We start from the raw sequence: 24,673 nt of genomic DNA on the forward strand, positions 1-24,673 counted from the left end.
GGCGTATTTTACGCTGCCCCGGCGCACAGCGCCCGCGGACTGGCCCGGCAGGCGCCGATATTACCTCAGCTTGGCCGCGCAGGTCAGTAAAATTGATCTAAAACAAATCCTGCTGCCCCGACACGAGGCGCGAAAAATCGTCGCCGAGGAAGGGCAGTATCGCGTCGGCCACCGGCTGCAGCTGGCGCGTCAGGTAATGCTGGTAGTCGATGGGCGAGCGCTGGGTTTCCAGCGGTTCCGGTCCCGCCACGGTGATGACATAGCTGATCCAGCCGCCGTTCTGGTATTGCAGCGGCCGGCCCTGCGCCAGGTTGTAGGCGTCGGCCGTGCGCGCCGCGCGCACGTGGGGCGGCACGTTGCGCTGGTAATCGTCGAGCGGGCGGCGCAATCGCTTGCGGTAGACCAATAAAGCGTCGAATTCGCCGCGCACGGTGCGCGCCACGTAGTCGCGCACATAGTCCTGGTAGGCGGCGCGCTGGAAGATGCGCAGGTACAAGGCTTGCTGGAATTGCTGCGCCAGCGGCGTCCAGTCGCTGCGCACCGTTTCCAGGCCCTTGTAGACCATCTGTTCGCTGCCGTCGGGCTTGCCCACGAGGCCCGCGTAGCGCTTCTTGCTGCCTTCTTCCGAGCCGCGGATGGTGGGCATCAGGAAACGCCGGTAATGCGTCTCGAATTCCAGTTCCAGCGCATTCTCGAGGCCGAACTCCTCGCGCAGATGGGCGTCCCACCAGGCGTTCACATGCGCCACCAGGGCGCGGCCGATCTTGCCCGCCTCTTCATCCGTATGCGCTGTTTTGAGCCACACAAACGTGGAATCCGTGTCGCCATAGATCACCTGATAACCCTGCTCGGTGATCAGCTCGCGCGTGCGGTGCATGATGTCGTGGCCGCGCAGGGTGATCGACGAGGCCAGGCGCGGATCGAAAAAGCGGCAGCCGCTGGAGCCCAGCACGCCGTAGAACGCGTTCATGATGATCTTTAACGCTTGCGACAGCGGCGCGTTGCGCTCGCGCTTGGCCGTCTCGCGCCCTTGCCACACCTGTTTCACGATGGCGGGCAGGCAATGTTTTACGCGTGAAAACTGCGCGCCCCGGTAGCCGGGCACGGTATCGGCCTCGTCGCCGCCCGTGCCCACCACCAGGCCCACGGGGTCGATCAGGAAAGTGCGGATGATGGACGGGTACAGGCTTTTATAGTCGAGCACCAGCACGGAATCGTACAGGCCCGACTGCGAATCCATGACGAAGCCGCCGGGGCTGTTTTCGCCCGAGATATCGCCCAGGTTGGGCGCCACATAACCCTGCCGGTGCATCAGCGGCAAATACAAATGTTCGAAGGCGGCCACGGAGCCGCCGCTGCGGTCGGCCGCCAGGCCCGTCACGCTGGCCCGCTCCAGCAGGAAGGTCAGCAACTCGGTCTTGGCGAAGATGCGCGTGACCAGCTCGCAATCCTTGAGGTTATAACGGGCCAGCGCGGGCTTGTCTTCGCGGAAACGCCGGTCGATCTCGGCCATGCGCTGATAGGGATTGTCGATGGACTTGCCTTCACCCAGCAAGGTCTGCGCCACGTTTTCCAGGCTGAACGAGGAAAAGTTCCATGTCGCCGAGCGCAAGGCTTCGATGCCGTCGATGATCAGGCGTCCTGCGGCGGCGGCAAAGTAATGCTCTTGCTTGCCGCCATGCTCGCGCCATTCCATCACGGCGCCGCCGCGTCCCAGTTTCAACGGTACCTGGTAGCGCTCGGCGTGTTCGCGCAGCACGCGCAAGTCGAATTGCACCAGGTTCCAGCCGATGATCGCGTCCGGATCGTGCCGCTCCATCCACGTGTTCAGGCGCTCGAGGATCTGTGCGCGGCTGTCGCAGTATTCGAGGTCGAAGTCGAGTAGCTCATCGCCGCCGTTTTGCGGCCCCAGCATGTAGACCTGGCGCTGGCCGCAGCCTTCCAGGGCCAGCGAATACAGCTCGCCATGGGCCGTCGTCTCGATATCGAGCGAGGCCAGTTTCAAGCTTGGCCGGTAGCCGGGCGCCGGTTTCAGCTGCACGTCCTGCCCTGTTTCCGCGCTGAACGTTACCGGCGCCGTAATGAAACGCTCCATCAGGTAGCGCTCGGGCGGGCGGATGTCCGCTTCGTACACGTCGATGCCGTGCGCGCGCAACTGCTTTTCCAGCTTCAGCAAATGCCGGTATTGCTTGCAGTACAGGCCCAGCACGGGACGGTGGTGAAAATCGCACAGCGACAGGGGCCGCAGTTCGGCATGGCGCTCGCCGCGCAGCAGCTGTTGCGCTTGCTCCTGCTGCTCCATGGGGATAAAGGCGACGGCCGTCTGCACGGGCAGGCGCACGTGGCGGGGCCCGGCGTCCGTTGCCAGCCAGAAATCGACCTCCGTGCCGGCGGGCGTGTCGCGCCAGTGGCGGGTCAGGATGAAGCCCTGTTCGGGCGGGTGCTGCGTGTTGCCTGTCATGGTGCCGTGAATGTCGGGTGTGCTGGCCTGCACATTACAGCAAGCTGGTGCAGGGCGGTTGCGGTTGCGGCTATAATTTTTGTAGTCGATGACCATAAGAAGAGCGCGTCGCGCCGTTACCCTGGAGACAGCATGCAAGCAATGAGTTATGTACATGGCGCCCACGAGACGCCGTTGATCGGCGAAACGATAGGCGCTTACCTGGACGGCATCGCCGCCCGCTACGGCCAGCACGACGCCCTGATCGTGGCGCACCAGAACGTGCGCTGGACGTATCTGGAATTCCAGCAGCGCGTGCACCGCCTGGCCGCCGGCCTGCTGAAACTGGGCTTGCAGCCGGGCGACCGGGTCGGCATCTGGTCGCAGAATTGCGCCGAATGGGTGCTGACCCAGTTTGCCACGGCGAAAGCCGGCTTGATCATGGTCAACATCAACCCCGCCTACCGGCGCTCGGAACTCGAATACGTGCTCGACAAGGTGCAGTGCAGCGCGCTGATCCTGTCGCCCAGCTTCAAGTCCAGCGATTACCTGGCCATCGTGCAAGACGTGGTGCCGGAAATCGCCCGTTCGCGCGCCGGCGCCCTGCAGTCGCCGCGCTTGCCGCAATTGCGCCACGTCATCCGCCTGGGCGCGGCCGCCACCCCCGGCATGCACAATTTCGACGCGGTGATGGACGGCATTGCCGACGCCGACCTGGCGCACCTGGAAGAAGTGAGCGCCACCTTGCAGTTTGACGACGCCGTCAACATTCAGTTCACGTCCGGCACCACGGGCGCGCCGAAGGGCGCCACCTTGACGCACCACAATATCCTGAACAACGGTTTCTTCATCGGCGAAGCCATGCGCCTGACGCAGCAGGACCGCTTGTGCATTCCCGTGCCCCTGTACCACTGCTTCGGCATGGTGCTGGGCAACCTGGCCTGCGTCACGCATGGCGCGGCCATGGTGTTTCCCGGTGAAGGCTTCGACCCGAAAGCCGTGCTGGAAACGGTGCAGGCCGAGCGCTGCACGGGCTTGCATGGCGTGCCGACCATGTTCATCGCCATCCTCGACCATCCTGATTTCAAGCAATACGACCTGTCGAATTTGCGCACCGGCATCATGGCCGGTTCGCCTTGTCCGATGGAAGTCATGACGCGTGTTATCGAATTGATGCACATGGAGGAAATCACGATTGCGTATGGCATGACGGAAACGTCGCCCGTCAGCTTCCAGACGTCGATCGAAGACCCGCGCGAGATGCGCGTCTCGTCCATCGGCCGGGTTCACCCGCACCTGGAAGTGAAAATCATCGATGCGGAAGGCCGCATCGTGCCGCGCGGCGAAAAGGGCGAATTGCTCACGCGCGGCTATTCCGTGATGCAGGGCTACTGGGGCGATCCTGAAAAAACCAGCGAAGCCATTGACGCGGCGCGCTGGATGCACACGGGCGACCTGGCCGTTATCGACGCAAACGGCTTTTGCAGCATCGTCGGCCGTTCGAAGGACATGGTGATACGCGGCGGCGAAAACATCTACCCGCGCGAAGTCGAAGAATTCCTGTACCGCCACCCGAGCGTGCTCGACGTGCAATGCGTGGGCGTGCCGGACGCCAAGTATGGTGAAGAACTGTGCGCCTGCATCATCCTGCGCCCGGGCACGCAGGCCACCAGCGAGGATATCCGCGCCTTTTGCGACGGGCAAATCGCCTATTACAAGATTCCCCGCTATGTGCGCTTCGTCGAGGAATTCCCCATGACGGTGACGGGCAAGATCCAGAAATATGTATTGCGCAAGCAGGTGGCGACGGATCTGGGCTTGAGCACGGAATAAGTTTTTCGCCCGCCCATAAAAAAACACCGGGATGCTCGCGCGGCCCGGTGTTTTTTATTGATGCGGCGTCAAGCTCAGGCCATCGCGGCTTGCGGTGCGCGCGCTGGCGTGCGGCGGCGCATGAAGGCCAGCAAGCCCAGGCCGGCCAGCAGCATGGCGTAGGTGCCTGGCTCAGGTACGGCCGACACGTTGACCGTGTTGAAGCCGGAACCGTTCATCGCGACGTGACCACGATTGATCGAGCTGACCGAATTGGCGATCAGGGTGCCGTTCATGTCGCCCGAACCCGAGAACGCGCTGTGCGGCGCCAGGATGCTGCCGTTGATGCCGACGTTCTGCAGGTTAGTGGTGGTGGCGTTGGCGAAGTTGAACAGCGTGCGGTTGGCGAAACTGGCGAAATTGTCGAAGCCGCCGCTCATGGTGATGTTGGTGGCCGTGCCGTTGATGATGATGCTGGCCGTGCTTTTCAGCGAGGACAGGTCCAGCGTCAGGTTATGCAGGTTCGACGCATCGATGTTGAAAATATTCACGTCGGCGTTGACATTGCCGACCAGGGTCATGTTGCCGTACTGCGAGATCACGGTGCCGTTCGATTGCAGCTTGGCCACGTCGCCCGACAGGGTCGTCAGTTGCTGCTTGGCGCCCGCGAAGTCCAGGGTGGAGGCATTGCCTTTGCTGATGTTGTCTTTTGGAAACCATTGTGGCGCCGTCAGGGTGGCGTTGGGGTTGCTGACGCCGTACACGGCCGAACCGCTGAGCGTGCCCCAGCCCGTGTTCAGGTTGCCGCCAGCAACGACCGAATTGACGGCGCTGCCTGGCTTTTTATTCGTGCCGACATTGTAGTTGTCCAGATAGATATTGCCGCCAGCGGCAATGCTGCCGCCGACGCTGGTAAAACCGCTGGCGCCGCTGCTGCCGATGTTGCCAAAGATAAAGGCCGAATAGCCATTGGCGACGCCGAGGTCGACCACGGTGGCTTGGGCCGAAGCGCTGAAGGCGAAGGCGAACAGGGCGGTGCTGATGAGCGGCAAGGTACGGGTAGCAAATAATTTCATGGACAATCTCATAGTCAAATTAGGGGACGATTCGGGCGGGAAAGCAACACACCGCCATCGCGCAGCCGGCTATTATAATATAAAAAACAATGTTAGTTCAATTTAGGTAATTAACTATATTTTAAGGCAACACTTTTCCTATAGTCAGCAATTGTCTGGCGGACATAAAAAAACCGGGGCTGGCCCGGTTTTTTGCTGTTTATCTGACGCGCTGGTACAGGCGGAAGCGTTCCACGTCATCCGTGGGGCGGCGTCCTTCCCACAGCTTGATCCAGTCCGCACCGTGGTGTTCCGGCAGCTTTTCCTTGTTATCCGGAACTTTAATGCTGTCTTGCAACAAGAACACGTCGCAATGCTGTTGGCCCACATTGGCAAACGGCAGGTGGCCGTAGTAGGCGAACGAGGCGCGCTGGGCGGCGCCGACATTGCTGTTGATGCAAGTAGTGCCCGGCGGCAGGTGGACGGAAATCTGGTGCGCGACGCTGGCGTAGCTCTTGCTGTAGTTCAGCGGCGGCAGGAACAGGGTCATGATCAGCACCCAGATCAGGATCAGGCCGCCGGACGACAGCACCACGGCGCGCCACAGCACGGCTGGCTGGCGCGAGATGCGCCAGTGCACCAGCGCCACCCAGCCCGCGCTGGCGCAGGCGGCGACGAAGAAGGCCAGCAAGTCCAGTGCGGGCTTGAAACCTGGCATGAGTTTCAGGGCGTTATGCGACAGTTTCGGCGGCCAGCCGGTCAGGATGGCGAACCAGAACAGCCACAGCGCGAGGGCGCAGATGGTCAGCACCATCACGGAGAACCAGTCGATGGCGTTGATGGCGCCCCGTTTCATGGTCAGCAAGCCGAACGCGGCCATCACGGCCAGCGGCGGCAGCAGCGGCAGCAGCTGGCTCGGGTCGGGATCGGGATGGCACAGGCCCAGGATGGCCAGCATGGCGACAAAGGTCAGCGGCACGACGATGTGCAGCACGTGGTGCTGGCGGCGCCAGGCATACACGGCCCAGGCGGCGAACGGCCAGGCGGGCCAGAAGAACCAGATGCCGACACGCCAGAAGTATTGCAGGCTCTTCAGGCTGGGGGCGCTGAACTGGCGGTAATTCCATTCCATCCACGCTTGCAGCGGCGAATGGCCGTATGGCTGCAGCAGTTCGCCCGGCAGCAGCCAGACCAGGGTCAGCGCGATGCCAATCAGGATGGCCAGCGCCAGGTGGCGCACGCTGCGCAGCAGCGGCAGGCGCAGGAAGACGGTGCACAGCAGCAAGGCGATGCTCAGCGCCGCCGGCGTGATCCAGCCGCGCGCGAGGGTCAGGCCGCCCAGCGCCAGGCCCAGCAGGGCCGCATTGCGCACGGACGGGCCTTCCACGTAGCGCACGGCGCGGTACAGCAAATAGGCCATCAGGGACACGTACAGCGCTTCGGCCGTGATGTCGTGGCTGTGCTGCAGCAGGCCCAGGCAGCCCAGGTAGATGAGCACGGCGGCATCGGCCAGGGTGCGGCCGAAATCGTCCGGCTCGGGTTGGCCGCCGAAGGCCAGGCGCAGCGGCTGGGCGTCGTTGCGCCGGCCCAGGTTGAAGGCGGTGTACCAGACGGACAGGGTGCTGACGACGAAGATGCCGATGGTCGACATGCGCGCGCCAAAGACGTCGCCGTCAATCCAGCCGAACAGCTTGATGAAGATGGCGCCCAGCCAGAAGGCCAGCGGGCCTTCATCGAGCAGCGACAGGCCGGCGATGTTGGGCCACAGCCAGTCGTTCAGGCCGCCATGCGCCATGGTCCACATGATGCCGAAACTGGCGGCATCATCGTTCTTCCACGGTTCGCGGCCGATCAGGCCAGGCAGGATGTACAGCAGGCCGAGCGCAAACAAGGCCCATCGTGGCAGCGCGAGTGTGGCAGCGGCGGGAAGGCGGACTGGCTTCATCGATAATCGGTATCAGAATGGTGGCAAGACGCGACGAATGGCGTCGGGTATGCGCGAGTATAAAGTAAAGCGGCCAAAGACAAAAAAGGCAGCCGTGGCTGCCTTTTCTCTGGCAGCCGGAGCTGCCCTGTTTTGCCGCAAAGCGGCAAAAATCAGCCTGCTGCGACTGCGGTTTTCGAGCCAACCGAACCGAACTTCTGACGGAACTTCTCGACGCGACCGGCGGTATCGACGATTTTGTGCTTGCCCGTGAAGAATGGGTGCGATTCAGCCGAAACCTCGATCTTCACCAGCGGGTATTCTTTACCGTCGTGGGTGATTTTTTCGCGGGTTTGGATGGTCGAGCGGGTAACGAATTTGAAATCGCACGACAGATCGTGGAAAACAACTTCGCGGTATTCTGGATGGGTATCGACTTTCATGGTCTTCTCTCTAGTTTGGTAGCCAAACAGCACTTCGTCGGTCGTCCTGCTTCTTGACCCGATTGCCGATCACTTGCCAGGTTTAAAATAATGCAACCGTCGATTATATAGCGCTTTCGGGGCGCAGGCAATAAAAAAGCCGCCCGAAAGCGGCTTTGCATGATCGCGTGTGCTTACGCCGGGCGCAACGTAGGTCGGATTAGCGCGCTAGCGCGTAATCCGACACCACCACCGTCTTCGCCAACAATGTTGTCGGATTACAGCCCTGCGGGCCTAATCCGACCTACGATACACGGCAGGGGAATTTAGCCGCCCCGGCGCATCATGTCGAAGAATTCGGCGTTGTTTTTGGTCGCCTTCATCTTGTCGAGAATGAACTCCATCGCCTCGATCTCGTCCATCGAGTACAGCAACTTACGCAGGATCCAGATTTTTTGCAGCTCGTTCGGCTTGATCAGCAGTTCTTCGCGGCGGGTACCCGATTTGTTCAGGTTGATTGCCGGGTAGACGCGTTTTTCGGCCAAACGGCGTTCCAGATGCACTTCCATGTTGCCGGTACCCTTGAATTCTTCAAAGATCACGTCATCCATGCGCGAACCCGTTTCGATCAGCGCCGTGGCGATGATGGTCAGCGAGCCGCCTTCTTCGATATTGCGCGCGGCGCCGAAGAAGCGTTTTGGACGTTGCAGCGCGTTCGCGTCGACACCACCGGTCAGGACCTTGCCCGAGGCAGGAATGACGGTGTTGTAGGCGCGCGCCAGGCGGGTGATCGAGTCGAGCAGGATGACCACGTCTTTTTTCATTTCGACCAGGCGCTTGGCTTTTTCCAGCACCATCTCGGCCACTTGCACGTGGCGCGTGGCCGGCTCGTCGAAGGTCGAGGCGACGACTTCGCCGCGTACCGAGCGTTGCATTTCGGTCACTTCTTCCGGACGTTCGTCGATCAGCAGCACGATCAGCGTGATGTCCGGGTGGTTGGCCGTGATCGCATGGGCGATGTGCTGCAGGATCACGGATTTGCCGGATTTCGGCGACGCCACCAGCAAGCCGCGCTGGCCTTTGCCGATCGGGGCGATCAGGTCGATGATGCGGCCGGTGATGTTTTCCTGGCCATTCATTTCACGTTCCAGGCGCAGCGGCTCGTTCGGGTGCAGCGGCGTCAGGTTTTCAAACAGGATGCGGTGTTTCGACATCTCCGGCGATTCGCCGTTGACCTTGTCGACTTTGACCAGTGCGAAATAGCGTTCGCCATCTTTCGGGGTCCGTACCTCGCCTTCGATCGAATCGCCGGTGTGCAGATTGAAGCGGCGGATTTGCGAAGGGGAGATGTAAATATCGTCGGTGGACGCCATGTAGCTGGCGTCAGGCGAGCGCAGGAAGCCGAAGCCGTCAGGCAGCACTTCCAGGGCGCCGTCGCCAAAAATCTGTTCGCCGGACTTGGCGCGTTTTTTCAGGATAGCGAACATCAGCTCCTGTTTGCGCAAGCGGGCTGCGTTGTCAATGTCAAGACCGATCGCCATCTCAAGCAGGGCGGATACGTGTAGGGCCTTTAGTTCGGATAAATGCATATGTGTTGAGTGTCCCGAGACGGGATGTAAAGGTAGGGGAGGGGACTGCGTGGCGTTGATTAATTATTGGGGAAGGCTGTGCACGAATGAGGCAAAGCCGCTTCCCGGTCTATCCAGTCAGGCGGCGCTGCGGGCGCAGCGCTGCCCATCATACATTAAATGTTGCTGTCGACGAAAGCGGTCAACTGGCCCTTGGCCATGGCGCCCACTTTTTGAGCAGCTGCAGCACCATCCTTGAACAGGATCAGGGTCGGGATGCCGCGGATGCCGAACTTGGCAGGTACCGCCTGGTTGGCGTCCACGTCCATCTTGGCGATCACGATGCGGCCGGCGTATTCCTTGGCCACTTCTTCCAGGATCGGGGCGATGGCCTTGCAGGGACCGCACCATTCCGCCCAGAAGTCGACCAGTACTGGCAACTCGGATTTCAGGACGTCTGCTTCAAAAGATGCATCGCTAATGTGTTTGATATTTTCGCTCATATTTTCCTCAAATGAGGGTGGGATCAATAATGCCTGGAATTCACCATACGCTGGTTCGCCATCCATGCTTCCTGGAATGCAGTGAGAAGATGGGGGCAATGGGCACAAATTCAATGTTCTTGGAAGGTGCGACCAGAGGTATGCAGGCGGGGATGGCTGAAATAATAACCCATTTTTTCAAAGCGTGGCGATTATTGCAGAAAAACTTGAGGCATATCGCCAGCATATCGCTCCAGCGCGTGCCGCCAGGGCGGCAAAGCCGCATGCCTGCTGGCTTGCGGCGCCGTGTCCCGCCTCCCGGCCTGGCTCCGCGCTCAGGCTTGCGCGCCGGCCTGACGCGCCGTGTGCTGCAGTTGCAAGTTCACCATGAGCTGCAATTCCGCGCTTTCCATCGGCTTGCGGAAGGTGCCTAATATATGCAGGCCGTTGGCCATGGCCAGGCGTTCGGCCGCCAGGCGCACGGCCGAATGCAGTCCCGACAGCAGGACTACGCCGCCGCGGAAGCCGTTTTCAGCCGCCATGCGCAAAAATTCGATGCCGTCGATATCGGGCATGGACAGGTCGCAGATCAGCAGGTCGGGCTGGTGCTGCTTCAGAGTGGCCAGCGCCTGTTCGCTGTGCGACTCGCAGCGGATGTCGAACGGGCCCATTTGCTCGAGCATGTCGCTGAGCACGTCGAGCATGAACACGTCGTCGTCCAGCAGCAATACGCGCAATGGCGCCAGGCCTGCTTCGCTGTGTTCACGGCTTGCTTGGTTTGATACAGTAGTCATCGTCCTGTCTTCCTATTGATATGCTGCATCGCTGTCGATGCCGATACCTTGCCTTAACGGAATTTGGCGGTAGCTAATCGTCATTGGCAAAGCTGGTGTTATTCATGATTTGTTCGGTAATCTGTTCCAGCAGGGGCCACAGGCGCGCGACGATGTGCCGGGCCCGTTCTGCCTCGTCGGCCGCTTCGCCTGGCGCCAGGGTTTCCAGGTTGTGGCACAGCTCGGCCAGTCCCAGGGCCCCCACGGTGCGCGCCGACGACTTGATGCGGTGTCCCAGTTCGCGCACCTGGTGCACGTCGCCGCGCGCCAGGGCCGCATCGATGTCGCCAAAGCCGTCCTGCGTCGTCTGCAGGAACTTGAAGGCGAATTTGCGCACCTTTTCCGGGTTATAACCGAGCAGCTTGGCCAGGATCGACAGGTCGATCACCTGCGGGTCGCCCGCCAGCGTCGTCTTGAAGGCGGGCGCGGCGCGGCTGCGCGCCGGTGGCGGCGGCGTGTCGCGCGCCGGCAGCCAGCTGGCGATGGTCTGGTACATCATGGCCGGCTGGATGGGCTTGGAAATGAAATCGTCCATGCCCGCGTCCAGGCAGCGCACGCGGTCTTCGCTGGTGGCCGTGGCCGTCATGGCCAGCACGCGCAGGTGCGCCAGCTGCGGGTCGGCGCGGATGTGGCGCGTCGCCTGCAAGCCATCCATCAGCGGCATCTGCACGTCCATCAGCACGCAGTCGAACTGGGTCTGGCGCAGCAGGTCGAGCGCTTCCTCGCCATTGTTGGCCAGGCAGACGGAGGCGCCCGCTTCTTCCAGCAATTCCAGTGCCACCTGCTGATTAAACGTGTTGTCTTCCACCAGCAGGATGCGCGCATGCTTGAGCGTGCGCATCACCAGGGCCGCGTCGGCGCTGGCGCGCATGGCCGCCGCCGTCTGCACCATGCTGTCGAGCATGGCGGGCGCCGCCTGGTCGGAAATGCCCAGGTTGGCCGTGAACCAGAAGGTGCTGCCGGCGCCGGGACGGCTGTCGACGCCCACGTCGCCGCCCATCAACTGCGCCAGCTGCTTGCAGATGGCCAGGCCCAGGCCCGTGCCGCCATATTCGCGCGTGGTGGAGGTGTCGGCCTGCTGGAAGGACTGGAACAGCTTGCTCATTTCATCCTGCGACAGGCCGATGCCGTGGTCGCATACTTCAAAGCGCACCAGGCAGTGCCTGGCGTCCGCCACCACCTTGCGCACCTTCACGGTGATGCTGCCCTGTTCGCTGAACTTGATGGCGTTATTGGCGTAGTTGATCAGCACTTGTCCCAGGCGCAGCGGGTCGCCCACGAGCACGGCCGGCAATTGCGGGTCGATTTCAAACAGCAACTCCAGGTTCTTGCCGGCGGCGCGCGGCGCCACTACCGTCATCAGCGTTTGCACGACGTGGTCGAAACTGAAGTTGACGCGCTCGATTTCCAGCTTGCCCGCCTCGATTTTCGAAATGTCGAGAATGTCGTCGATGATGCCCAGCAGATGTTCGCCGGCAAAACGGATTTTTTCCAGGTAATCGCGCTGGCGCGGTTCCAGGTCCGTTTTCAGGGCCAGATAGGCCATACCGATCACGCCATTCATCGGCGTGCGGATTTCATGGCTCATGTTGGCCAGGAATTGCCCCTTCGCCAGGCTCGCTTCTTCGGCCACCTGCTTGGCCTGGTCCAGCTGCTCCGTGCGCTGCGCCACGCGCTCTTCCAGATGTTCATTGAGTTCGCGCAAGGCGCTCTCGCTGCGCTTGTGATACGTGATGTCCGTCAGGCTGGCCACCACCATGCCCACCTTGCCGTATTCATCGCGGATGGCCTCGGTATTTACGGACAGCCACGACAGGCTGCCGTCGGGCTGTTGCACACCCATCAGCACGTCACGCATGGCGACACCCGTCGACAGGGTGATGTGCACGGGATGGCTGCGCTGGTCGAAGGGGGAACCGTCTTCGTGGATCGCTTGCCACAGGCTGTTGCCGGCTGGACTGGCCGCCAGCATGCGCTCGGCAGCGGCATTGCTTTCCAGTATGTGGCCGTGGCTGTCCTGCACCACCAGCCCGTTCGTCACGGCGCCGAACACGGACGCCATGCGCTGGCTCGAGTTCGACAGCGCGATCGACGCCTGGCGCCGCTCCGTGATGTCGGTGATCATCGCCAGGGTGCCGCCCGGCTCGCCGTTGTCCGACTGGATGCTGGTGCTCGACAGCAAGCCCCACAGGCTCGACTGATCCTTGCGGAAGAAGCGGAAATCGACCTGGTCCGGCTGGCTGGCGGCACTGCCGTGGCTGGCCAGGCGGCGCTGCATCAGCAGCTGGCTGTCGCGGTCCATGAAGTCGAGCAGGGGACGGCCCAGCATTTCCTGCACCGTGTAGCCGAGCATGTGCGCCATCTTCGGGTTGACGAAGGTGGTCTTGCCATCCGCATCCGTCATCCAGATGCCTTCGGCGGCCGTCTGCACGATCAGGCGGTAGCGTTCGGAACTGGCGTGCAGCGCTTCCTCGGCGCGTTGCCGCTGCGTCATGTCGCGCAGCGAGACGATGGAAAATACTTGCCCGGCCATGCGCAGCGGCGACAGGCTGACCTTGGCCGGGAAGTGCGTGCCGTCGCGGCGGCGCGCCATCATCACCCGGCCCGGCAGGCTGTGCCGCGCTTGCGGGTCGCCCACGGAGTGGCTGGCCGTGCTTTCCGGTACCAATTGCTCCAACGACATGCCCGTCAATTCGGCCAGCGGATAGCCGAAGCAGCGCGCGCCGATCTGGTTGGCGTAGTGCACCTTGCCTTCGACGTCGGCCACCAGCATGGCTTCGGGCGCCGCTTCCAGCATCGAGCGCATGCGCGATTGCTCATCCTGTTTGCGTTCGCTGATATCGCAGACGATGCCGCTGGCCTGCGTGGCGGCGCCATCCGAGGCGCGTGTCAGCACGGCGCCGCGCGCCAGCAGCCAGCGCCAGTGGCCGTCGCTGTGGCGCAAGCGGAATTCGCAATTGAAGGTGCCGGGCGCCTGGCCATCCAGATGCTGGCGAAAGGCCAGGCTCAGGCGCGCGCGGTCGTCGCGGTGCACTTCGGCCAGCCACTCGTCCAGTGCATGGTCGAGCCTGGCGCTTTTGTCGCCCAGCACGTCCTGGTACTGGGGCGCGAACTGCAGCCGGTCGGCCTGTCGCCGCCAGGTCCAGCCAGCCATGGCCGCGCCGCGCAAGGCTTGCCCGGCGTCCTGTTCGGCCAGGGCATGCGCGGGCAGCAGCAGGCGGCGCAACTGTTGCCGCAGCCGCCAGGCTTGCCAGCAAGCCACTCCCGCCAGGGCGGTGGCGCTGGCGGCAGCGTAAGGCCATAGCAGTGTTGGCGCCATGCCGTGTACCGCCGCCTGCACCGGCAAGGAAAGCGTCATGCCTGCCGCCAGCATCGTATGAGCGAGACGACGCAGCGCAGGGCGCCGTCGGCGTGATGCGCTGAAACTCGTGTGGCTGCAATACGACAAATGCATCCCTTTCTGGGGCATGATGGAACTGGGCTGACAGTGCATGATGCGCGCTCAAATAAACGCCTGCGGCGCTTTCTGGCGGCAACTATAGCATCGAATATTTGCTCGGGGTATTTAAGTTCTGAAACAGCCAAAACGGGATTTTTTTTGCCCCGGAATGGCTGTTTTTTTCGCGATTTGGTGAGAATCTGAGAGAAAGTCGGCGCGAAATCGTGCTACGGAATCAGCGATCTGTAGAACACCTGATAAAACCGTAGCGAGCGGCAGCGATTTGTGGCCGAGAAGCGCAACCGTGCTTGAGCACGGTGAGCATCACAGGCCGCAAAGCGCGACGCGCAGTAGGTTTTTTCAGGTGTTCTCAGGTGAAACTTCCGGCAAACTGATAGCGGTGCCCGGGATGCCACATGGTGGCGATCGAGGCGATCTTGCCGCCCGAGCGCGTCTGGCGGCGCAGGACCAGGCATGCCTGTTTCGTGTCGATGGCCAGCATTTCCGCGATGTCGCGCGGCGCCGACAGTGCTTCGATGCTGTAGGTGGCGCCTTGCAGGGGCGCGGCGGCCATCAGGTATTCGTTCGGCGTGATGCTGGAAAAATCCTGCGTCATGTAGTCGGGCGCGCACTCGGGATTGACCCAGCGGTCTTCCACCTGAATCGGCACGCCGTTTTCAAAATGCACGATCAGCGAATGAAACAGCGGGTGTTCCGGCGGCAGGCCGAATTGCTTGGCCAGCAAATCCGAGGCCTTGGTACGCTCCAGCAATTGCAGGCTGCTGCGGTGGATATGCCCGCGCGCCCGCACTTCATCGGCGATACTTTTGATTTCCAATAAGGTCGCCTGGTATTTTTGCTGTGCCACATAGGTGCCCGATCCCTGGCGCCGCGTCAATATTTGCTCGCTGGTGAGTTCGCGCACGGCGCGGTTGACCGTCATGCGCGAGACGCCGAATTGTTTCACGAGGGCTTGCTCGGAGGGAATCACGTCGCCTTCCTTCCAGCGCCCGGCGGCGATGCCGGCCAGCAGAAAATCCTTGATGCGCTGGAAAATGGGCGTATTTTCCTGGGTAGTATGATCGTCCAATGCGGTTTCTCCGAGGCGCGGGCAGGGCGCGCCGCCGGCTGGAGGCGCGATGGCCGATTTTAGCACCGAGCACGATGCCTGCCGCCAGCCTTTTTTTGAATTCAAAAGCAAGCGCCGGAGTGTGGCGCGCGCGGGTGCTGGCTATGCTGGTGACTTATTATTGATTTGCACGGAGTTCGCCATGGAACACGCTTACCTGACTGACGATGAACGCTGGGACGCCCTGCAGCGGCGCGCGCCCGATGCCGACGGCGTCTTTTATTACTCGGTGCGCACGACGGGCGTGTATTGCCGCCCTTCCTGCGCGGCGCGTCCCGCCTTGCGCCGCAACGTGGCTTTTCACGCCACGTGCGAGCAGGCGGAGGCGGCCGGTTTCCGCCCCTGCCTGCGCTGCAAGCCGAACTTGCCGCCCCTGGCCCAGCGCCAGGCGGCCATCGTGGCCGACATCTGCCGTTTGATCGATGCCAGCGACGAGCTGCCCGACCTGGACGCGCTGGCGCAGGCGGCCGGCATGAGCCGCTTTCACTTTCACCGCGTCTTCAAGGCGCACACGGGCATCACGCCGAAAGCCTACGCGGCGGCGCGGCGCGGCGAGCGCCTGAAGGCCGGCTTGCAAGGCGCGGCGAACGTCACGGAAACGTTATATGCGGCCGGCTTCAACTCCAGCGGCCGTCTGTATGCCGCCACGCCCGGCTTGCTGGGCATGACGCCGGGCGCATTCCGTGCCGGCGGCAGCGGCGCCGTGATCCGCTTTGCCATCGGCGCCTGTTCGCTGGGCGCCATCCTCGTGGCCAGCACGGACAAGGGCATCTGCGCCATTTTGATCGACGACGACCCGGAACTGCTGCTGCGCGACTTGCAGGACCGCTTTCCGCAAGCCGAGCTGCGCGGCGCCGAGCCTGACTATGAACAGACGGTGGCGCAGGTGGTGGGCCTGGTCGAGGCGCCGGCGATCGGACTGGACTTGCCGCTGGACGTGCGCGGCACCGTGTTCCAGCAGCGCGTCTGGCAAGCCTTGCGCGAAATTCCCGCCGGCAGCACGGTCAGCTATGCCGAGCTGGCCCGCCGCATCGGTGCGCCGAAAGGCGCGCGCGCCGTGGCGGGCGCCTGCGCCGCCAATGCCCTGGCCGTCGCCATCCCCTGCCACAGGGTGGTGCGCAACGATGGCGCCTTGTCCGGTTACCGCTGGGGCGTGGAACGCAAGCAGGCGCTGCTGGAACGCGAGGGCGAACGGTGAGGGCGCTCGATTGGCGGCAGATCGAGGATGAGCTGAATCAATATGGCTGCGCCGTCGTGCCGGGCTTGCTCAATCCTGCGCAGTGCGCGGCGCTGGCAGCGCAGTATGACGATGCGTCGCGCTTTCGCAGCCGTGTGGTGATGCAGCGCCATGGCTTTGGACAGGGCGAGTACCAGTATTGGGCGCATCCGCTGCCCGATGTGGTGGCCGGCCTGCGCGAACAGCTGTACGGACCGCTGGCGGCGATTGCCAACCGCTGGCACGCCAGCATGGGTCTGGAGACGCGCTTTCCCTCCAGCCACGCCGATTTCCTCGCGCGCTGCCATGCGGCGGGGCAAACGCGGCCCACGCCCTTGCTGCTGCGCTACCGCGAAGGCGATTACAACTGCCTGCACCAGGACCTGTATGGCGAGCACGTGTTTCCGCTGCAGCTGGCCGTGCTGCTGTCGCGCCCGCAGGACGATTTCACGGGCGGCGAGTTCGTGCTGACGGAGCAGCGCCCGCGCATGCAGTCGCGCTTGGAGGTCGTGCCCTTGATGCAGGGCGACGCCGTGATCTTTCCCGTGGCGCAGCGCCCCGTCAACGGCAAGCGCGGCAGTTACCGCGTCAACATGCGCCATGGCGTGTCGCGCCTGCGCTCGGGCATGCGCCACACCCTGGGCATCATTTTTCATGATGCGAGCTGAACGGTAGGTGCGGCGCTTGAGTTTCCGCAATTACATGGCATGATGGTTACTCCCTGTCACTTCTCACTGTTGCCATGTCCGCGTTGCTCCGCCTGTTATGCCTGTTGATCATCTTCCTGCTGCCCGCAGCCCATGCGGACGAGGGCGCATCCTCGCTCGTTGCGGAAGCCGCGACCGCCATCGCGCCGTCGCAGGCCGCCCCCGTCAAGACGGCGCCATTGATGTTTGCCAACCGCAAGGTATTCGTCTTCCGCGCCGCGCTGGCCGGCTATCCGCCCGATGAACGGGCCATCGGCGCGCAGCGCCGCCTGGAAAGCGTGCTGGCGAAAAACGGTCCGCTGCAGGCGAGCACGCGCATGATTCCAGAAGGCACGCAAGTGCTGCTCGACGGCGTGCAGCTGTTCGTCGTCGTGCCTGGCGACGTCAACTTGCTGGCCGGTGACACGACGGAAAGCGTGGCGAAAACGGCCGCCGGCGAGTTGAGCAAGGCCGTGTTTGACTATCGTGAACAGGGCAGTTGGCGCTACCTGGCGATCGCCGCCGCCGTGTGCGCGGCCGCCACGCTCGTGTTCTGGCTCGTGTGGATGGGCTTGACGCGCTTGTACCGCTGGGCCAAGCGCCGCAGCGGCATCCTGCTCGCTTCGCGCCTGCGCGACGTGCGCCTGAAAAATGTGCGCGTGCTCGACGCCGAACACTACATCGCCTTCGCGTATCAACTGCTCAGCGCCGTGCTGTGGGGCTTGCGTCTGATGGCCACGTATCTGTGGGCCGCCTTCGTGCTGGGCCGCCTGCCTTACACGCGCTCCTGGGGCGAAAGCCTGAGCGGCTACCTGTTCGACGTGGCGGCTGACGTCTTTCACGCCATCATCGGTGCCTTGCCGGGGCTGGTGCTGGTGTGCGTGATCTTCGCCATCGCGCGCCTGATCGCCGCCACGGCCGCCTCGCTGTTCAAGCGCGTGGAAAGCGGCGAATTGCAGATCGGCTGGCTCGACAAGGACACGGCCCTGCCCACGCGCCGCATCGCCAGCGTGGTGATCTGGCTGTTCGCGCTGGCCATGGCGTATCCGTATTTGCCCGGCTCGCACACGGCCGCCTTCCAGGGCTTGTCCGTGCTGGTGGGCTTGATGGTGTCGATCGGCGCGTCGAGCATCGTGGGCCAGGGCGCCAGCGGCCTGATCCTGATGTACACGCGCGCCCTGCGCAAGGGCGAATATGTGCGCGTGGGTGACTGCGAGGGCACGGTGGTCGAGTTGGGCATGTTCGAGACGCGCCTGCGCACGGGCCTGGGCGAGGAAGTCGCCTTGCCGAACGCCTGGGTGATGTCGCAAACGACCAAGAATTATTCGCGCGCCCAGCCCGGCGGCGGCTTCGTGCTCGACTCCACCGTCACCATCGGCTACGCCACGCCGTGGCGGCAAGTGCACGCCATGCTGGAACTGGCAGCGTCGCGCACGACGGAACTGTCGACCACGCCGAAACCGTACGTGATGCAGCTGGCCTTGCAGGATTACTATGTGCAATACCGCCTCGTCGCCTACGCCAGTGCCGAAGTCCCCCGCCAACGCGCCGAAGTGCTGAACCGCTTGCACCAGAACATCATCGACGTCTTCAACGAATTCGACGTGCAGATTACCTCGCCGCACTACATCGACGACCCGAAAGAGTCGCACGTGGTACCGCCCGGTGAATGGTTCAGGGCGCCGGCGAAGCGGGGGGAGGAATCGATTGAGGTGGTTCCGCCCAAGTCTTGAACGCGAGGCGTGGTCTGTACGTGACGGATGCAATGGCACGCGCTATCTTGATTTTTCCTCGGGAGCGCAGGTATTCTTGCCATTTGTCAGCTGAATCACCTGGAAACCCCCGGCGGGTGCCGTGAGCAGGCAGAAATCTGCGGAGTAGCGCGAAGTGGGATCGGACGCGGAGGGCGGCCTTCCCAGGAAGGATACGCCATACACTTTTCCCGACACCAGCGGCGCGGCATCGCTGCTCTCGGCCCCCTCGGGAGCCTTGCCATAGCGCACGCATCCCTTGTTTGGCAGACGATAGCTGGGATCGCCAAACGAGGCATTCGGAAACATGACCGTCCATACATCTTTCCAGCCATTCGGCCCAGCCGTGCTGATCGTCAGCATCTTCAGGCTGACTGGCCCCCTTGAGCGTTCCTCTTCGCTGGCAATTTTGAAGCAGGGAAGGCCAGCCTCCGTCATGACGGCGGCAGTGCCCATGCGCGACCACGCCGAGGCATTGATGCTCGTCAAGGTCGCCAGCAGACAAAGAATAAGGTGGCGGTGATTCATGGCATGCCTTGCGTTATCGGGAAGAATTTCTGGCTGGGCACGTATCATCCATCCAGGCTTGTGTATCGCTTTTGATGACGACGAGGCGTGGCTTGGCAGAGACCTGCTGTATGAGACAGAACTTTGCCACATATCCATAGGTAGGATCGGCAGGATCGGCTGGCCTGCCATTCAGAAATACCTCGTACACCCTGCCGGTCTTCAATTCAGGCGCGGGCACGGCGTCGGCATGTGCCGGAATATTCCCATAGGGAATGCAATTTGTTGAAGACAGCGGAATTTTCTTACCGTCCGTCATGAGAAACCCCCATATTTCCGTCGTTGGCTTGACCGTCACGTCGGACACGCTCAAGGCGCCGAGGAAGGGCTGGCCGTTGCGCCCCTCTTCCTGTTTGGAAATGCTAAAGCAGGGCACGCCATTGACCGAGGTAACTTCGGCATCGGCCATGCGTGAGCGCGCGTAGCCGTTCATACTTGAGAGCGCGAGCAGTATGAACAGCGTTGGATTGATGCTAGCGGGGCGTTGGGCAGACTTCATCGATCCAGGCCTGCATGTCGCTGTTGATGGGAATGATTTGCTGGCCGCCAGTCGCCGTAGTTTTCACGCAGAATTTGCCTTGATAGCCATAGGTTGGATCGGACGGATCTTTGGGGCTGCCATTCAGGAACACATGATAAAAATGCCCGGGCATCAGTTTTTCAGCGCGCATGCCCGTCGCACCGGCAGGCACGATTCCATAGCGGATGCATATGCTGGCGCGGATGGGTAGCGGCATCTCTGGAGGCATGGAGAATCCCCATACTTCTTTTACTGGTTGCACGGACATGTCTGAAACCATGAGTGCGCCAAGAAATGGCAGGCCATTGCGCGTCTCTTCCTTTTTTGTAATGGAGAAGCACGGCATGCCGTTGCCAGAGTGAATGAGGGCATCAGCGATGCGCGACCACGCCGAGGCATTGATAGTCGTCAGCGTGGCAAGCAGGAATAGCAGTGTGTGACGATATGGCATGGCGATCCTTGCACTATCTGATGTGCGAATGCTCCGGGCAACTATCCTGTTTCCACGCTGGCGTGTCGCTGCCAATGGCGATGATTTTTCGTTCACCAGTGGCCGTGGCTACTATGCAAAACTTTCCCATGTAGCCATAGGTAGGGTCTGCAGGATCATTTGGTCTTCCATTGAGGAAAATGCTGTAGACCCGTTCTGTGTGCAGTTCAGGGGCGGGCATGCCGTTCGCTCCTTGGGGAAGGTCACCATACCGAAGGCAGCTTTTTGACGAGAGCGGTACTTTTTTTCCACCAGTCATATAAAAACTCCACACACCAACGACGGGCTTTTCTGACAGGTTTGAAATGCTGAGTGCTCCCAGGAGTGACTGGCCGTTACGCTGTTCTTCCGTCTGCGAGATTGTGAAGCAGGGGGTGCCATTCACTGAACTGATTTCAGCATCGGCGATGCGTGATGTTGCACAGGCATGCAGACTGAGGAACATGAGCAATATGAACAGGGCATTCTGCTGCAAGGACATCATGTTTTTCCTATTTCTGAACGGGGCAGATTTCATCTATCCAGGCTTGGCTATCTCTGTCGATACGAAGAATCTTGCGCTCCCCGGAGATGCCGGTGATTAAGCAAAATTTCCCGACGTAGCCGCGAGTAGGATCTGAAGGATCGGCTGGCCTACCGTTCAGGAAGACGTCATACATGCGCCCCGTTTTCAGCGGCGGCGCTTTGGGCGGCTTGACCTCTGCCTTTGCTGGAGCAAGCCCATACAAAAGGCAGGACTTGGCATGCACAGGAATAGTTGCTGTTCCCGGTAAAAGAAAAGACCATACTTTGACTGCGGGCTTGGCGGATACATCTGTCAGTACGACCGCACTAATCTGCGGAAGCCCGTTGCGTGCTTCTTCTTGTTGCGAAATGGTGAAACAGGGAATGCCATTTTTTAGCTGTACTTCCGCGTATGCCATGCGGGAGGTGGCCGAGGCACTCATGCAGGTCATCAAGGCGAGTACCAATAGGCTCTTGTGGCAGATGGGCATTATTGGCCTTTTTGTGCTGGGGTGTTTGCCGGGCAAATTTCGTCTATCCAGGCCTGCATATCGCGTTTGATGGGAATGACCTGTTGACCACCGTTAGTTGTCGCGATGAGACAGAATTTCCCTTTGTAACCACGGGTCGAGTCAGACGGGTCATCCGGCCTGCCATTCAAGAAGACGCTGTACATCCTGCCTGTTTTCAACATCGTCGCGGCAGTCGATTCGGCTCCTGCTGGTACTTGGCCATACAAATAGCAGGTTTTTGCATGCATGGGTAGGGGCGTCGCTCCAAGGAGAATGAAGGACCAGACCTCTACAGGCGGCTTTATGGAGATATCGTAAACCATGAGTGCGCCCAGCATTGGCGTTCCATTGCGGCGTTCTTCTTTTTTTGAAATGGTAAAGCATGGTATGCCTTTGAAAGCGCTAATCTCGGCTTCGGCCATGCGCGACCACGCCGAGGCATCCATGCTCGTCAAGGTCGCCAGCAGACAAAGAATAAGGTGGCGATGATTCATGGCATGCCTTGCGTTATCGGGAAGAATTTCTGGCTGGGCACGTATCATCCATCCAGGCTTGTGTATCGCTTTTGATGACGACGAGGCGTGGCTTGGCAGAGACCTGCTGTATGAGACAGAACTTTGCCACATATCCATAGGTAGGATCGGCAGGATCGGCTGGCCTGCCATTCAGAAATACCTCGTACACCCTGCCGGTCTTCAATTCAGGCGCGGGCACGGCGTCGGCATGTGCCGGAATATTCCCATAGGGAATGCAATTTGTTGAAGACAGCGGAATTTTCTTACCGTCCGTCATGAGAAACCCCCATATTTCCGTCGTTGGCTTGACCGTCACGTCGGACACGCTCAAGGCGCCGAGGAAGGGCTGGCCGTTGCGCCCCTCTTCCTGTTTGGAAATGCTAAAGCAGGGCACGCCATTGACCGAGGTAACTTCGGCATCGGCCATGCGTGAGCGCGCGTAGCCGTTCATACTTGAGAGCGCGAGCAGTATGAACAGCGTTGGATTGATGCTAGCGGGGCGTTGGGCAGACTTCATCGATCCAGGCCTGCATGTCGCTGTTGATGGGAATGATTTGCTGGCCGCCATCCGCCGTAGCTCTCACGCAGAATTTTCCTTGGTAGCCATAGGTTGGATCGGACGGATCTTTGGGGCGGCCATTCAGAAATACGCTATAGAAATGTCCTGGAATAAGAATTTTTGGTTTAATTCCTGTAGCAGTAGGGGGCAAATCTCCATAACGAATGCACGAATCTGCATGGATTGGAATAGGCCAATCTGGAGGTACAGAGAAAGACCATACCTTCTTGACGGGTTGAACGGACAGATCGGAAACGATTAATGCCCCGAGCATTGGTGTGCCATTGCGTGCCTCCTCCTTTTTTGTAATGGAAAAGCACGGTATTCCGTTTGAAGTAGTGACGACAGCATATGCCATACGTGAAAAGGCGGATCCGTCAGGGGATATCGAATAAAGGCTCATGGTCGATATTATTGCCAGGAAGATTTTTTGGACTTTTTCGATTTTTAAAGAAATCACCGAGTACCTCTTCAAAAGTTTTTTGAGAGTTCTTATATTTCTGTTGGACCATTGCTTCAGTAGAATCTAAAAATTTCAGCACAAAGTAGTCTGCAATTAAATCTCCTTGAGCTTCCATATTGTGATCGGCCAGTTTTTGATTTGCTAGCAAAATGTATGTATAGTCCAGGCCGAGACGAATGGCACCACGTATCTTTACTGGATAGTTGAGTTGATACTGCCAAATATGAACCATTTCGTGGATGAACCAATGCTTCCGATGATCATCCTCCTTTGAGAAATCCTCCCGATACTCCGACTCATGAAAATATATCTCCCCATCCGGCGTCATGGCCACGTTCTTCGGCTGTAAACCGAACCACAAATACGGTTCGCCATGCACCTTGACCTTGCCATAGTCGATCGCATCCTGGAACAGCATCCACGCCATGTCGATCTCGCCCCTGGTCAGCGGGCGAACCTTGTCCTTCACTTTCACCTGCTTGACGGACGAACCGACGTCCTTGTCGGTCGTCTTGATGCCTTCCAGCGGGACGAGCTTGACGGCTGGCGCCGCGTGTTTCGGGGCGGCGGCGCAGCATGGCGATTTGTCCGCGTGCGGCAGGAATTCGGCCTGGGTAATTTGCTCTTCCCGCTTGCTGGCGATGCGCCCCGTGCGTCCCTTCGCATCCGTCGTCCCCGTCCACGTTTCGCCATTGCTCAAGGTGAGCCGGTAGTCGGCGTGCGCCAGCGGCACCTTGTTTTGCGAGACGAATTCCAGCTGTTCGTCGTAGCCGCAGCACCAGCATTCGTCGGGCTGGCCGGCCAGGCGGTGCAGTTCGCAGCCGCTAGTCGCGTTGCGCAGGGTGGCGCCCAGCACGGGCTGGCCGTCGGCACTGAAGGTGACGATCATGCTGTCGAAGCGCGCGCCCAGGCTTTTCTTTTGATGGGCCACGAGCTTGAAGAACACGTCGCACGCGGTGGTGCTGATGACATGGTGCCTGGCCATGGAACCTCCGCGATAAAACGCCAGCGTAGGCCAGCGGCGGCGGGGAGGTATTGACTGGGCGCAAGGCTTGGGCGCTTGCGTTAAGATGCCGGGCGTCGCAAGATACAACGAACAGAAAGAGAACCATGTCCAGCGCACCCCATACTGAAGCATCGCAAGCCGCCCGCAGCCTGGCTGCCGCCCTGATCGGCGACCCGTTTTACCGCGCCGTCACGGTGGCCTGCGGCGACGACGAAACGGCACGGCTGGCCATGCTGGAAGCGTATTTTGCGCTGGCGCTGACCGAGGGCGAGCAGGCGGGGCGCGTCGACCTGGCCGATGCGGTAGGCAATGGCGCCGCCATCTGGACGACGGATGCGCCGGCAGCCCAGCGTCAGGCCGCCTACGCGCAGCGCGAAGCAGCCTTGCGCGTGCTGCTGGGAGAGCAGGGCTACGCGCATTTCACGGCCATCGTCGGGAACATGGAGCACGCGCTGGCGCCGCATGGTCTGCAGGACGCGTGGTATCTGTCGATCGCCGGCATCGCCCCGGACGCACAGGGGCGGGGACTGGGTGCGTCCGTGCTGGCGCCGGGCCTGGCGGCCGTCGATGCGGCGGGCGCCGCGTGCTTCCTGGAGACCTACAACGAGCGCAGCCTGCCGTTTTATGCCCGCCTGGGCTTCGTGGTGGCAGGGCGTTATGCGGAAGCCGTCACGGGCTGCGATTACTGGCTGATGCTGCGGCAACCCACTGCTGCCTGATTGACCATTTTGCCAATTTCTATACACTCGTCTTTTCACTCATTTATTAAAAGACCTGGAG

General features: G+C 61.1%; 23 protein-coding genes. 5 read left to right on the top strand and 18 right to left on the bottom strand.

Annotated elements, in window-relative coordinates:
- Positions 1-97: 97 nt before the first annotated feature.
- A complete protein-coding gene (locus OX462_RS03270) occupies positions 98-2,461 on the bottom strand; it encodes a DNA polymerase II (protein ID WP_409027767.1) in 2,364 nt (787 codons plus the stop codon).
- Positions 2,462-2,593: 132 nt separating this feature from the next.
- Here OX462_RS03270 and OX462_RS03275 point away from each other — a divergent pair, with 132 nt between their 5' ends.
- Complete coding sequence (locus OX462_RS03275) at positions 2,594-4,273, top strand: AMP-binding protein (RefSeq protein WP_409027768.1); 1,680 nt, start codon at positions 2,594-2,596, stop codon at positions 4,271-4,273.
- A 74-nt stretch (positions 4,274-4,347) separates the two neighbouring features.
- Here the strand turns inward: OX462_RS03275 and OX462_RS03280 are convergent, their stop codons facing one another.
- The 8 genes from OX462_RS03280 to hutC form a co-directional block, all read right to left on the bottom strand.
- Positions 4,348-5,328 (bottom strand): choice-of-anchor A family protein, encoded by a 981-nt coding sequence (locus OX462_RS03280; protein ID WP_409027769.1) that lies wholly within the window; start codon positions 5,326-5,328, stop codon positions 4,348-4,350.
- A gap of 199 nt (positions 5,329-5,527) precedes the next feature.
- Positions 5,528-7,252, bottom strand: coding sequence for an ArnT family glycosyltransferase (locus tag OX462_RS03285; protein WP_409027770.1), 1,725 nt, complete (start codon positions 7,250-7,252; stop codon positions 5,528-5,530).
- A 152-nt stretch (positions 7,253-7,404) separates the two neighbouring features.
- A complete protein-coding gene (locus OX462_RS03290; protein ID WP_034746247.1) occupies positions 7,405-7,674 on the bottom strand; it encodes a type B 50S ribosomal protein L31 in 270 nt (89 codons plus the stop codon).
- A gap of 305 nt (positions 7,675-7,979) precedes the next feature.
- On the bottom strand, positions 7,980-9,242 hold the full coding sequence (gene rho, locus OX462_RS03295) for a transcription termination factor Rho (protein ID WP_034746249.1): 1,263 nt from the start codon (positions 9,240-9,242) through the stop codon (positions 7,980-7,982).
- A 155-nt stretch (positions 9,243-9,397) separates the two neighbouring features.
- Entirely contained in the window at positions 9,398-9,724 is a 327-nt protein-coding gene (gene trxA, locus OX462_RS03300; RefSeq protein WP_070224200.1) for a thioredoxin TrxA, read from the bottom strand.
- A gap of 314 nt (positions 9,725-10,038) precedes the next feature.
- Entirely contained in the window at positions 10,039-10,497 is a 459-nt protein-coding gene (locus tag OX462_RS03305) for a response regulator (RefSeq protein ID WP_070224201.1), read from the bottom strand.
- Positions 10,498-10,570: 73 nt separating this feature from the next.
- A complete protein-coding gene (locus tag OX462_RS03310; RefSeq protein ID WP_070224301.1) occupies positions 10,571-13,894 on the bottom strand; it encodes a PAS domain-containing hybrid sensor histidine kinase/response regulator in 3,324 nt (1,107 codons plus the stop codon).
- Between the two features lie 451 nt (positions 13,895-14,345).
- Positions 14,346-15,065 carry a histidine utilization transcriptional repressor HutC gene (gene hutC / locus OX462_RS03315; RefSeq protein ID WP_409027771.1) on the bottom strand — a complete coding sequence of 240 codons (720 nt, stop codon included), beginning with the start codon at positions 15,063-15,065 and terminating at the stop codon, positions 14,346-14,348.
- A 181-nt stretch (positions 15,066-15,246) separates the two neighbouring features.
- Here hutC and ada point away from each other — a divergent pair, with 181 nt between their 5' ends.
- The 3 genes from ada to OX462_RS03330 all read left to right on the top strand — a co-directional run bounded on the left by ada (position 15,247) and on the right by OX462_RS03330 (position 18,739).
- The gene (gene ada, locus OX462_RS03320) at positions 15,247-16,302 is read left to right on the top strand and encodes a bifunctional DNA-binding transcriptional regulator/O6-methylguanine-DNA methyltransferase Ada (protein WP_070224302.1); all 1,056 of its coding nucleotides are present in this window, start codon (positions 15,247-15,249) and stop codon (positions 16,300-16,302) included.
- Complete coding sequence (locus OX462_RS03325; protein ID WP_070224203.1) at positions 16,299-16,988, top strand: 2OG-Fe(II) oxygenase; 690 nt, start codon at positions 16,299-16,301, stop codon at positions 16,986-16,988. The genes ada and OX462_RS03325 overlap by 4 nt, the downstream gene beginning before the upstream one ends.
- A 74-nt stretch (positions 16,989-17,062) precedes the next feature.
- The gene (locus tag OX462_RS03330) at positions 17,063-18,739 is read left to right on the top strand and encodes a mechanosensitive ion channel family protein (RefSeq protein WP_070311642.1); all 1,677 of its coding nucleotides are present in this window, start codon (positions 17,063-17,065) and stop codon (positions 18,737-18,739) included.
- 42 nt (positions 18,740-18,781) lie between these two features.
- On the opposite strand, the gene OX462_RS03335 is transcribed toward OX462_RS03330, so the two are convergent.
- The 9 genes from OX462_RS03335 to OX462_RS03375 are packed head-to-tail and all read right to left on the bottom strand — an operon-like array spanning position 18,782 to position 23,872.
- Entirely contained in the window at positions 18,782-19,285 is a 504-nt protein-coding gene (locus OX462_RS03335) for a hypothetical protein (RefSeq protein WP_409027772.1), read from the bottom strand.
- 13 nt (positions 19,286-19,298) lie between these two features.
- Positions 19,299-19,823, bottom strand: coding sequence for a hypothetical protein (locus OX462_RS03340; protein ID WP_409027773.1), 525 nt, complete (start codon positions 19,821-19,823; stop codon positions 19,299-19,301).
- Positions 19,798-20,295 carry a hypothetical protein gene (locus tag OX462_RS03345; protein WP_139143575.1) on the bottom strand — a complete coding sequence of 166 codons (498 nt, stop codon included), beginning with the start codon at positions 20,293-20,295 and terminating at the stop codon, positions 19,798-19,800. Before OX462_RS03345 ends, OX462_RS03340 begins: the two co-directional genes overlap by 26 nt.
- A gap of 13 nt (positions 20,296-20,308) precedes the next feature.
- A complete protein-coding gene (locus tag OX462_RS03350; protein WP_070308411.1) occupies positions 20,309-20,818 on the bottom strand; it encodes a hypothetical protein in 510 nt (169 codons plus the stop codon).
- A 7-nt stretch (positions 20,819-20,825) separates the two neighbouring features.
- Complete coding sequence (locus OX462_RS03355) at positions 20,826-21,281, bottom strand: hypothetical protein (RefSeq protein ID WP_139143574.1); 456 nt, start codon at positions 21,279-21,281, stop codon at positions 20,826-20,828.
- Positions 21,282-21,328: 47 nt separating this feature from the next.
- The gene (locus tag OX462_RS03360; RefSeq protein ID WP_070224208.1) at positions 21,329-21,844 is read right to left on the bottom strand and encodes a hypothetical protein; all 516 of its coding nucleotides are present in this window, start codon (positions 21,842-21,844) and stop codon (positions 21,329-21,331) included.
- A 13-nt stretch (positions 21,845-21,857) separates the two neighbouring features.
- Positions 21,858-22,382 (bottom strand): hypothetical protein, encoded by a 525-nt coding sequence (locus tag OX462_RS03365; RefSeq protein WP_409027773.1) that lies wholly within the window; start codon positions 22,380-22,382, stop codon positions 21,858-21,860.
- The gene (locus tag OX462_RS03370) at positions 22,357-22,827 is read right to left on the bottom strand and encodes a hypothetical protein (protein ID WP_409027774.1); all 471 of its coding nucleotides are present in this window, start codon (positions 22,825-22,827) and stop codon (positions 22,357-22,359) included. The genes OX462_RS03365 and OX462_RS03370 overlap by 26 nt, the downstream gene beginning before the upstream one ends.
- Complete coding sequence (locus tag OX462_RS03375; RefSeq protein ID WP_139143572.1) at positions 22,802-23,872, bottom strand: hypothetical protein; 1,071 nt, start codon at positions 23,870-23,872, stop codon at positions 22,802-22,804. Before OX462_RS03375 ends, OX462_RS03370 begins: the two co-directional genes overlap by 26 nt.
- 125 nt (positions 23,873-23,997) lie before the next feature.
- On the opposite strand from OX462_RS03375, the gene OX462_RS03380 reads away from it, so the two are divergent.
- Positions 23,998-24,612 (top strand): GNAT family N-acetyltransferase, encoded by a 615-nt coding sequence (locus OX462_RS03380; RefSeq protein ID WP_409027775.1) that lies wholly within the window; start codon positions 23,998-24,000, stop codon positions 24,610-24,612.
- Positions 24,613-24,673 lie beyond the last annotated feature (61 nt).

Origin of the sequence: Janthinobacterium aestuarii (assembly GCF_046113285.1) — a bacterium.
Classification (GTDB): Bacteria; Pseudomonadota; Gammaproteobacteria; order Burkholderiales; family Burkholderiaceae_D; genus Janthinobacterium.

What these genes read in the sequence shown, in the direction of transcription:
- OX462_RS03360 (WP_070224208.1), bottom strand. Translation starts at nt 21,844, where the DNA reads ATGAATCATCGCCACCTTATTCTTTGTCTGCTGGCGACCTTGACGAGC.
- OX462_RS03340 (WP_409027773.1), bottom strand. Translation starts at nt 19,823, where the DNA reads ATGAAGTCTGCCCAACGCCCCGCTAGCATCAATCCAACGCTGTTCATA.
- OX462_RS03285 (WP_409027770.1), bottom strand. Translation starts at nt 7,252, where the DNA reads ATGAAGCCAGTCCGCCTTCCCGCCGCTGCCACACTCGCGCTGCCACGA.
- rho (WP_034746249.1), bottom strand. Translation starts at nt 9,242, where the DNA reads ATGCATTTATCCGAACTAAAGGCCCTACACGTATCCGCCCTGCTTGAG.
- trxA (WP_070224200.1), bottom strand. Translation starts at nt 9,724, where the DNA reads ATGAGCGAAAATATCAAACACATTAGCGATGCATCTTTTGAAGCAGAC.
- OX462_RS03275 (WP_409027768.1), top strand. Translation starts at nt 2,594, where the DNA reads ATGCAAGCAATGAGTTATGTACATGGCGCCCACGAGACGCCGTTGATC.
- OX462_RS03345 (WP_139143575.1), bottom strand. Translation starts at nt 20,295, where the DNA reads ATGCCATATCGTCACACACTGCTATTCCTGCTTGCCACGCTGACGACT.
- ada (WP_070224302.1), top strand. Translation starts at nt 15,247, where the DNA reads ATGGAACACGCTTACCTGACTGACGATGAACGCTGGGACGCCCTGCAG.
- OX462_RS03305 (WP_070224201.1), bottom strand. Translation starts at nt 10,497, where the DNA reads ATGACTACTGTATCAAACCAAGCAAGCCGTGAACACAGCGAAGCAGGC.
- OX462_RS03330 (WP_070311642.1), top strand. Translation starts at nt 17,063, where the DNA reads ATGTCCGCGTTGCTCCGCCTGTTATGCCTGTTGATCATCTTCCTGCTG.
- OX462_RS03290 (WP_034746247.1), bottom strand. Translation starts at nt 7,674, where the DNA reads ATGAAAGTCGATACCCATCCAGAATACCGCGAAGTTGTTTTCCACGAT.
- OX462_RS03380 (WP_409027775.1), top strand. Translation starts at nt 23,998, where the DNA reads ATGTCCAGCGCACCCCATACTGAAGCATCGCAAGCCGCCCGCAGCCTG.
- OX462_RS03270 (WP_409027767.1), bottom strand. Translation starts at nt 2,461, where the DNA reads ATGACAGGCAACACGCAGCACCCGCCCGAACAGGGCTTCATCCTGACC.
- OX462_RS03375 (WP_139143572.1), bottom strand. Translation starts at nt 23,872, where the DNA reads ATGGCCAGGCACCATGTCATCAGCACCACCGCGTGCGACGTGTTCTTC.
- OX462_RS03355 (WP_139143574.1), bottom strand. Translation starts at nt 21,281, where the DNA reads ATGAGTGCCTCGGCCACCTCCCGCATGGCATACGCGGAAGTACAGCTA.
- OX462_RS03350 (WP_070308411.1), bottom strand. Translation starts at nt 20,818, where the DNA reads ATGATGTCCTTGCAGCAGAATGCCCTGTTCATATTGCTCATGTTCCTC.
- OX462_RS03280 (WP_409027769.1), bottom strand. Translation starts at nt 5,328, where the DNA reads ATGAAATTATTTGCTACCCGTACCTTGCCGCTCATCAGCACCGCCCTG.
- OX462_RS03365 (WP_409027773.1), bottom strand. Translation starts at nt 22,382, where the DNA reads ATGAAGTCTGCCCAACGCCCCGCTAGCATCAATCCAACGCTGTTCATA.
- OX462_RS03335 (WP_409027772.1), bottom strand. Translation starts at nt 19,285, where the DNA reads ATGAATCACCGCCACCTTATTCTTTGTCTGCTGGCGACCTTGACGAGC.
- OX462_RS03370 (WP_409027774.1), bottom strand. Translation starts at nt 22,827, where the DNA reads ATGAGCCTTTATTCGATATCCCCTGACGGATCCGCCTTTTCACGTATG.
- OX462_RS03310 (WP_070224301.1), bottom strand. Translation starts at nt 13,894, where the DNA reads ATGACGCTTTCCTTGCCGGTGCAGGCGGCGGTACACGGCATGGCGCCA.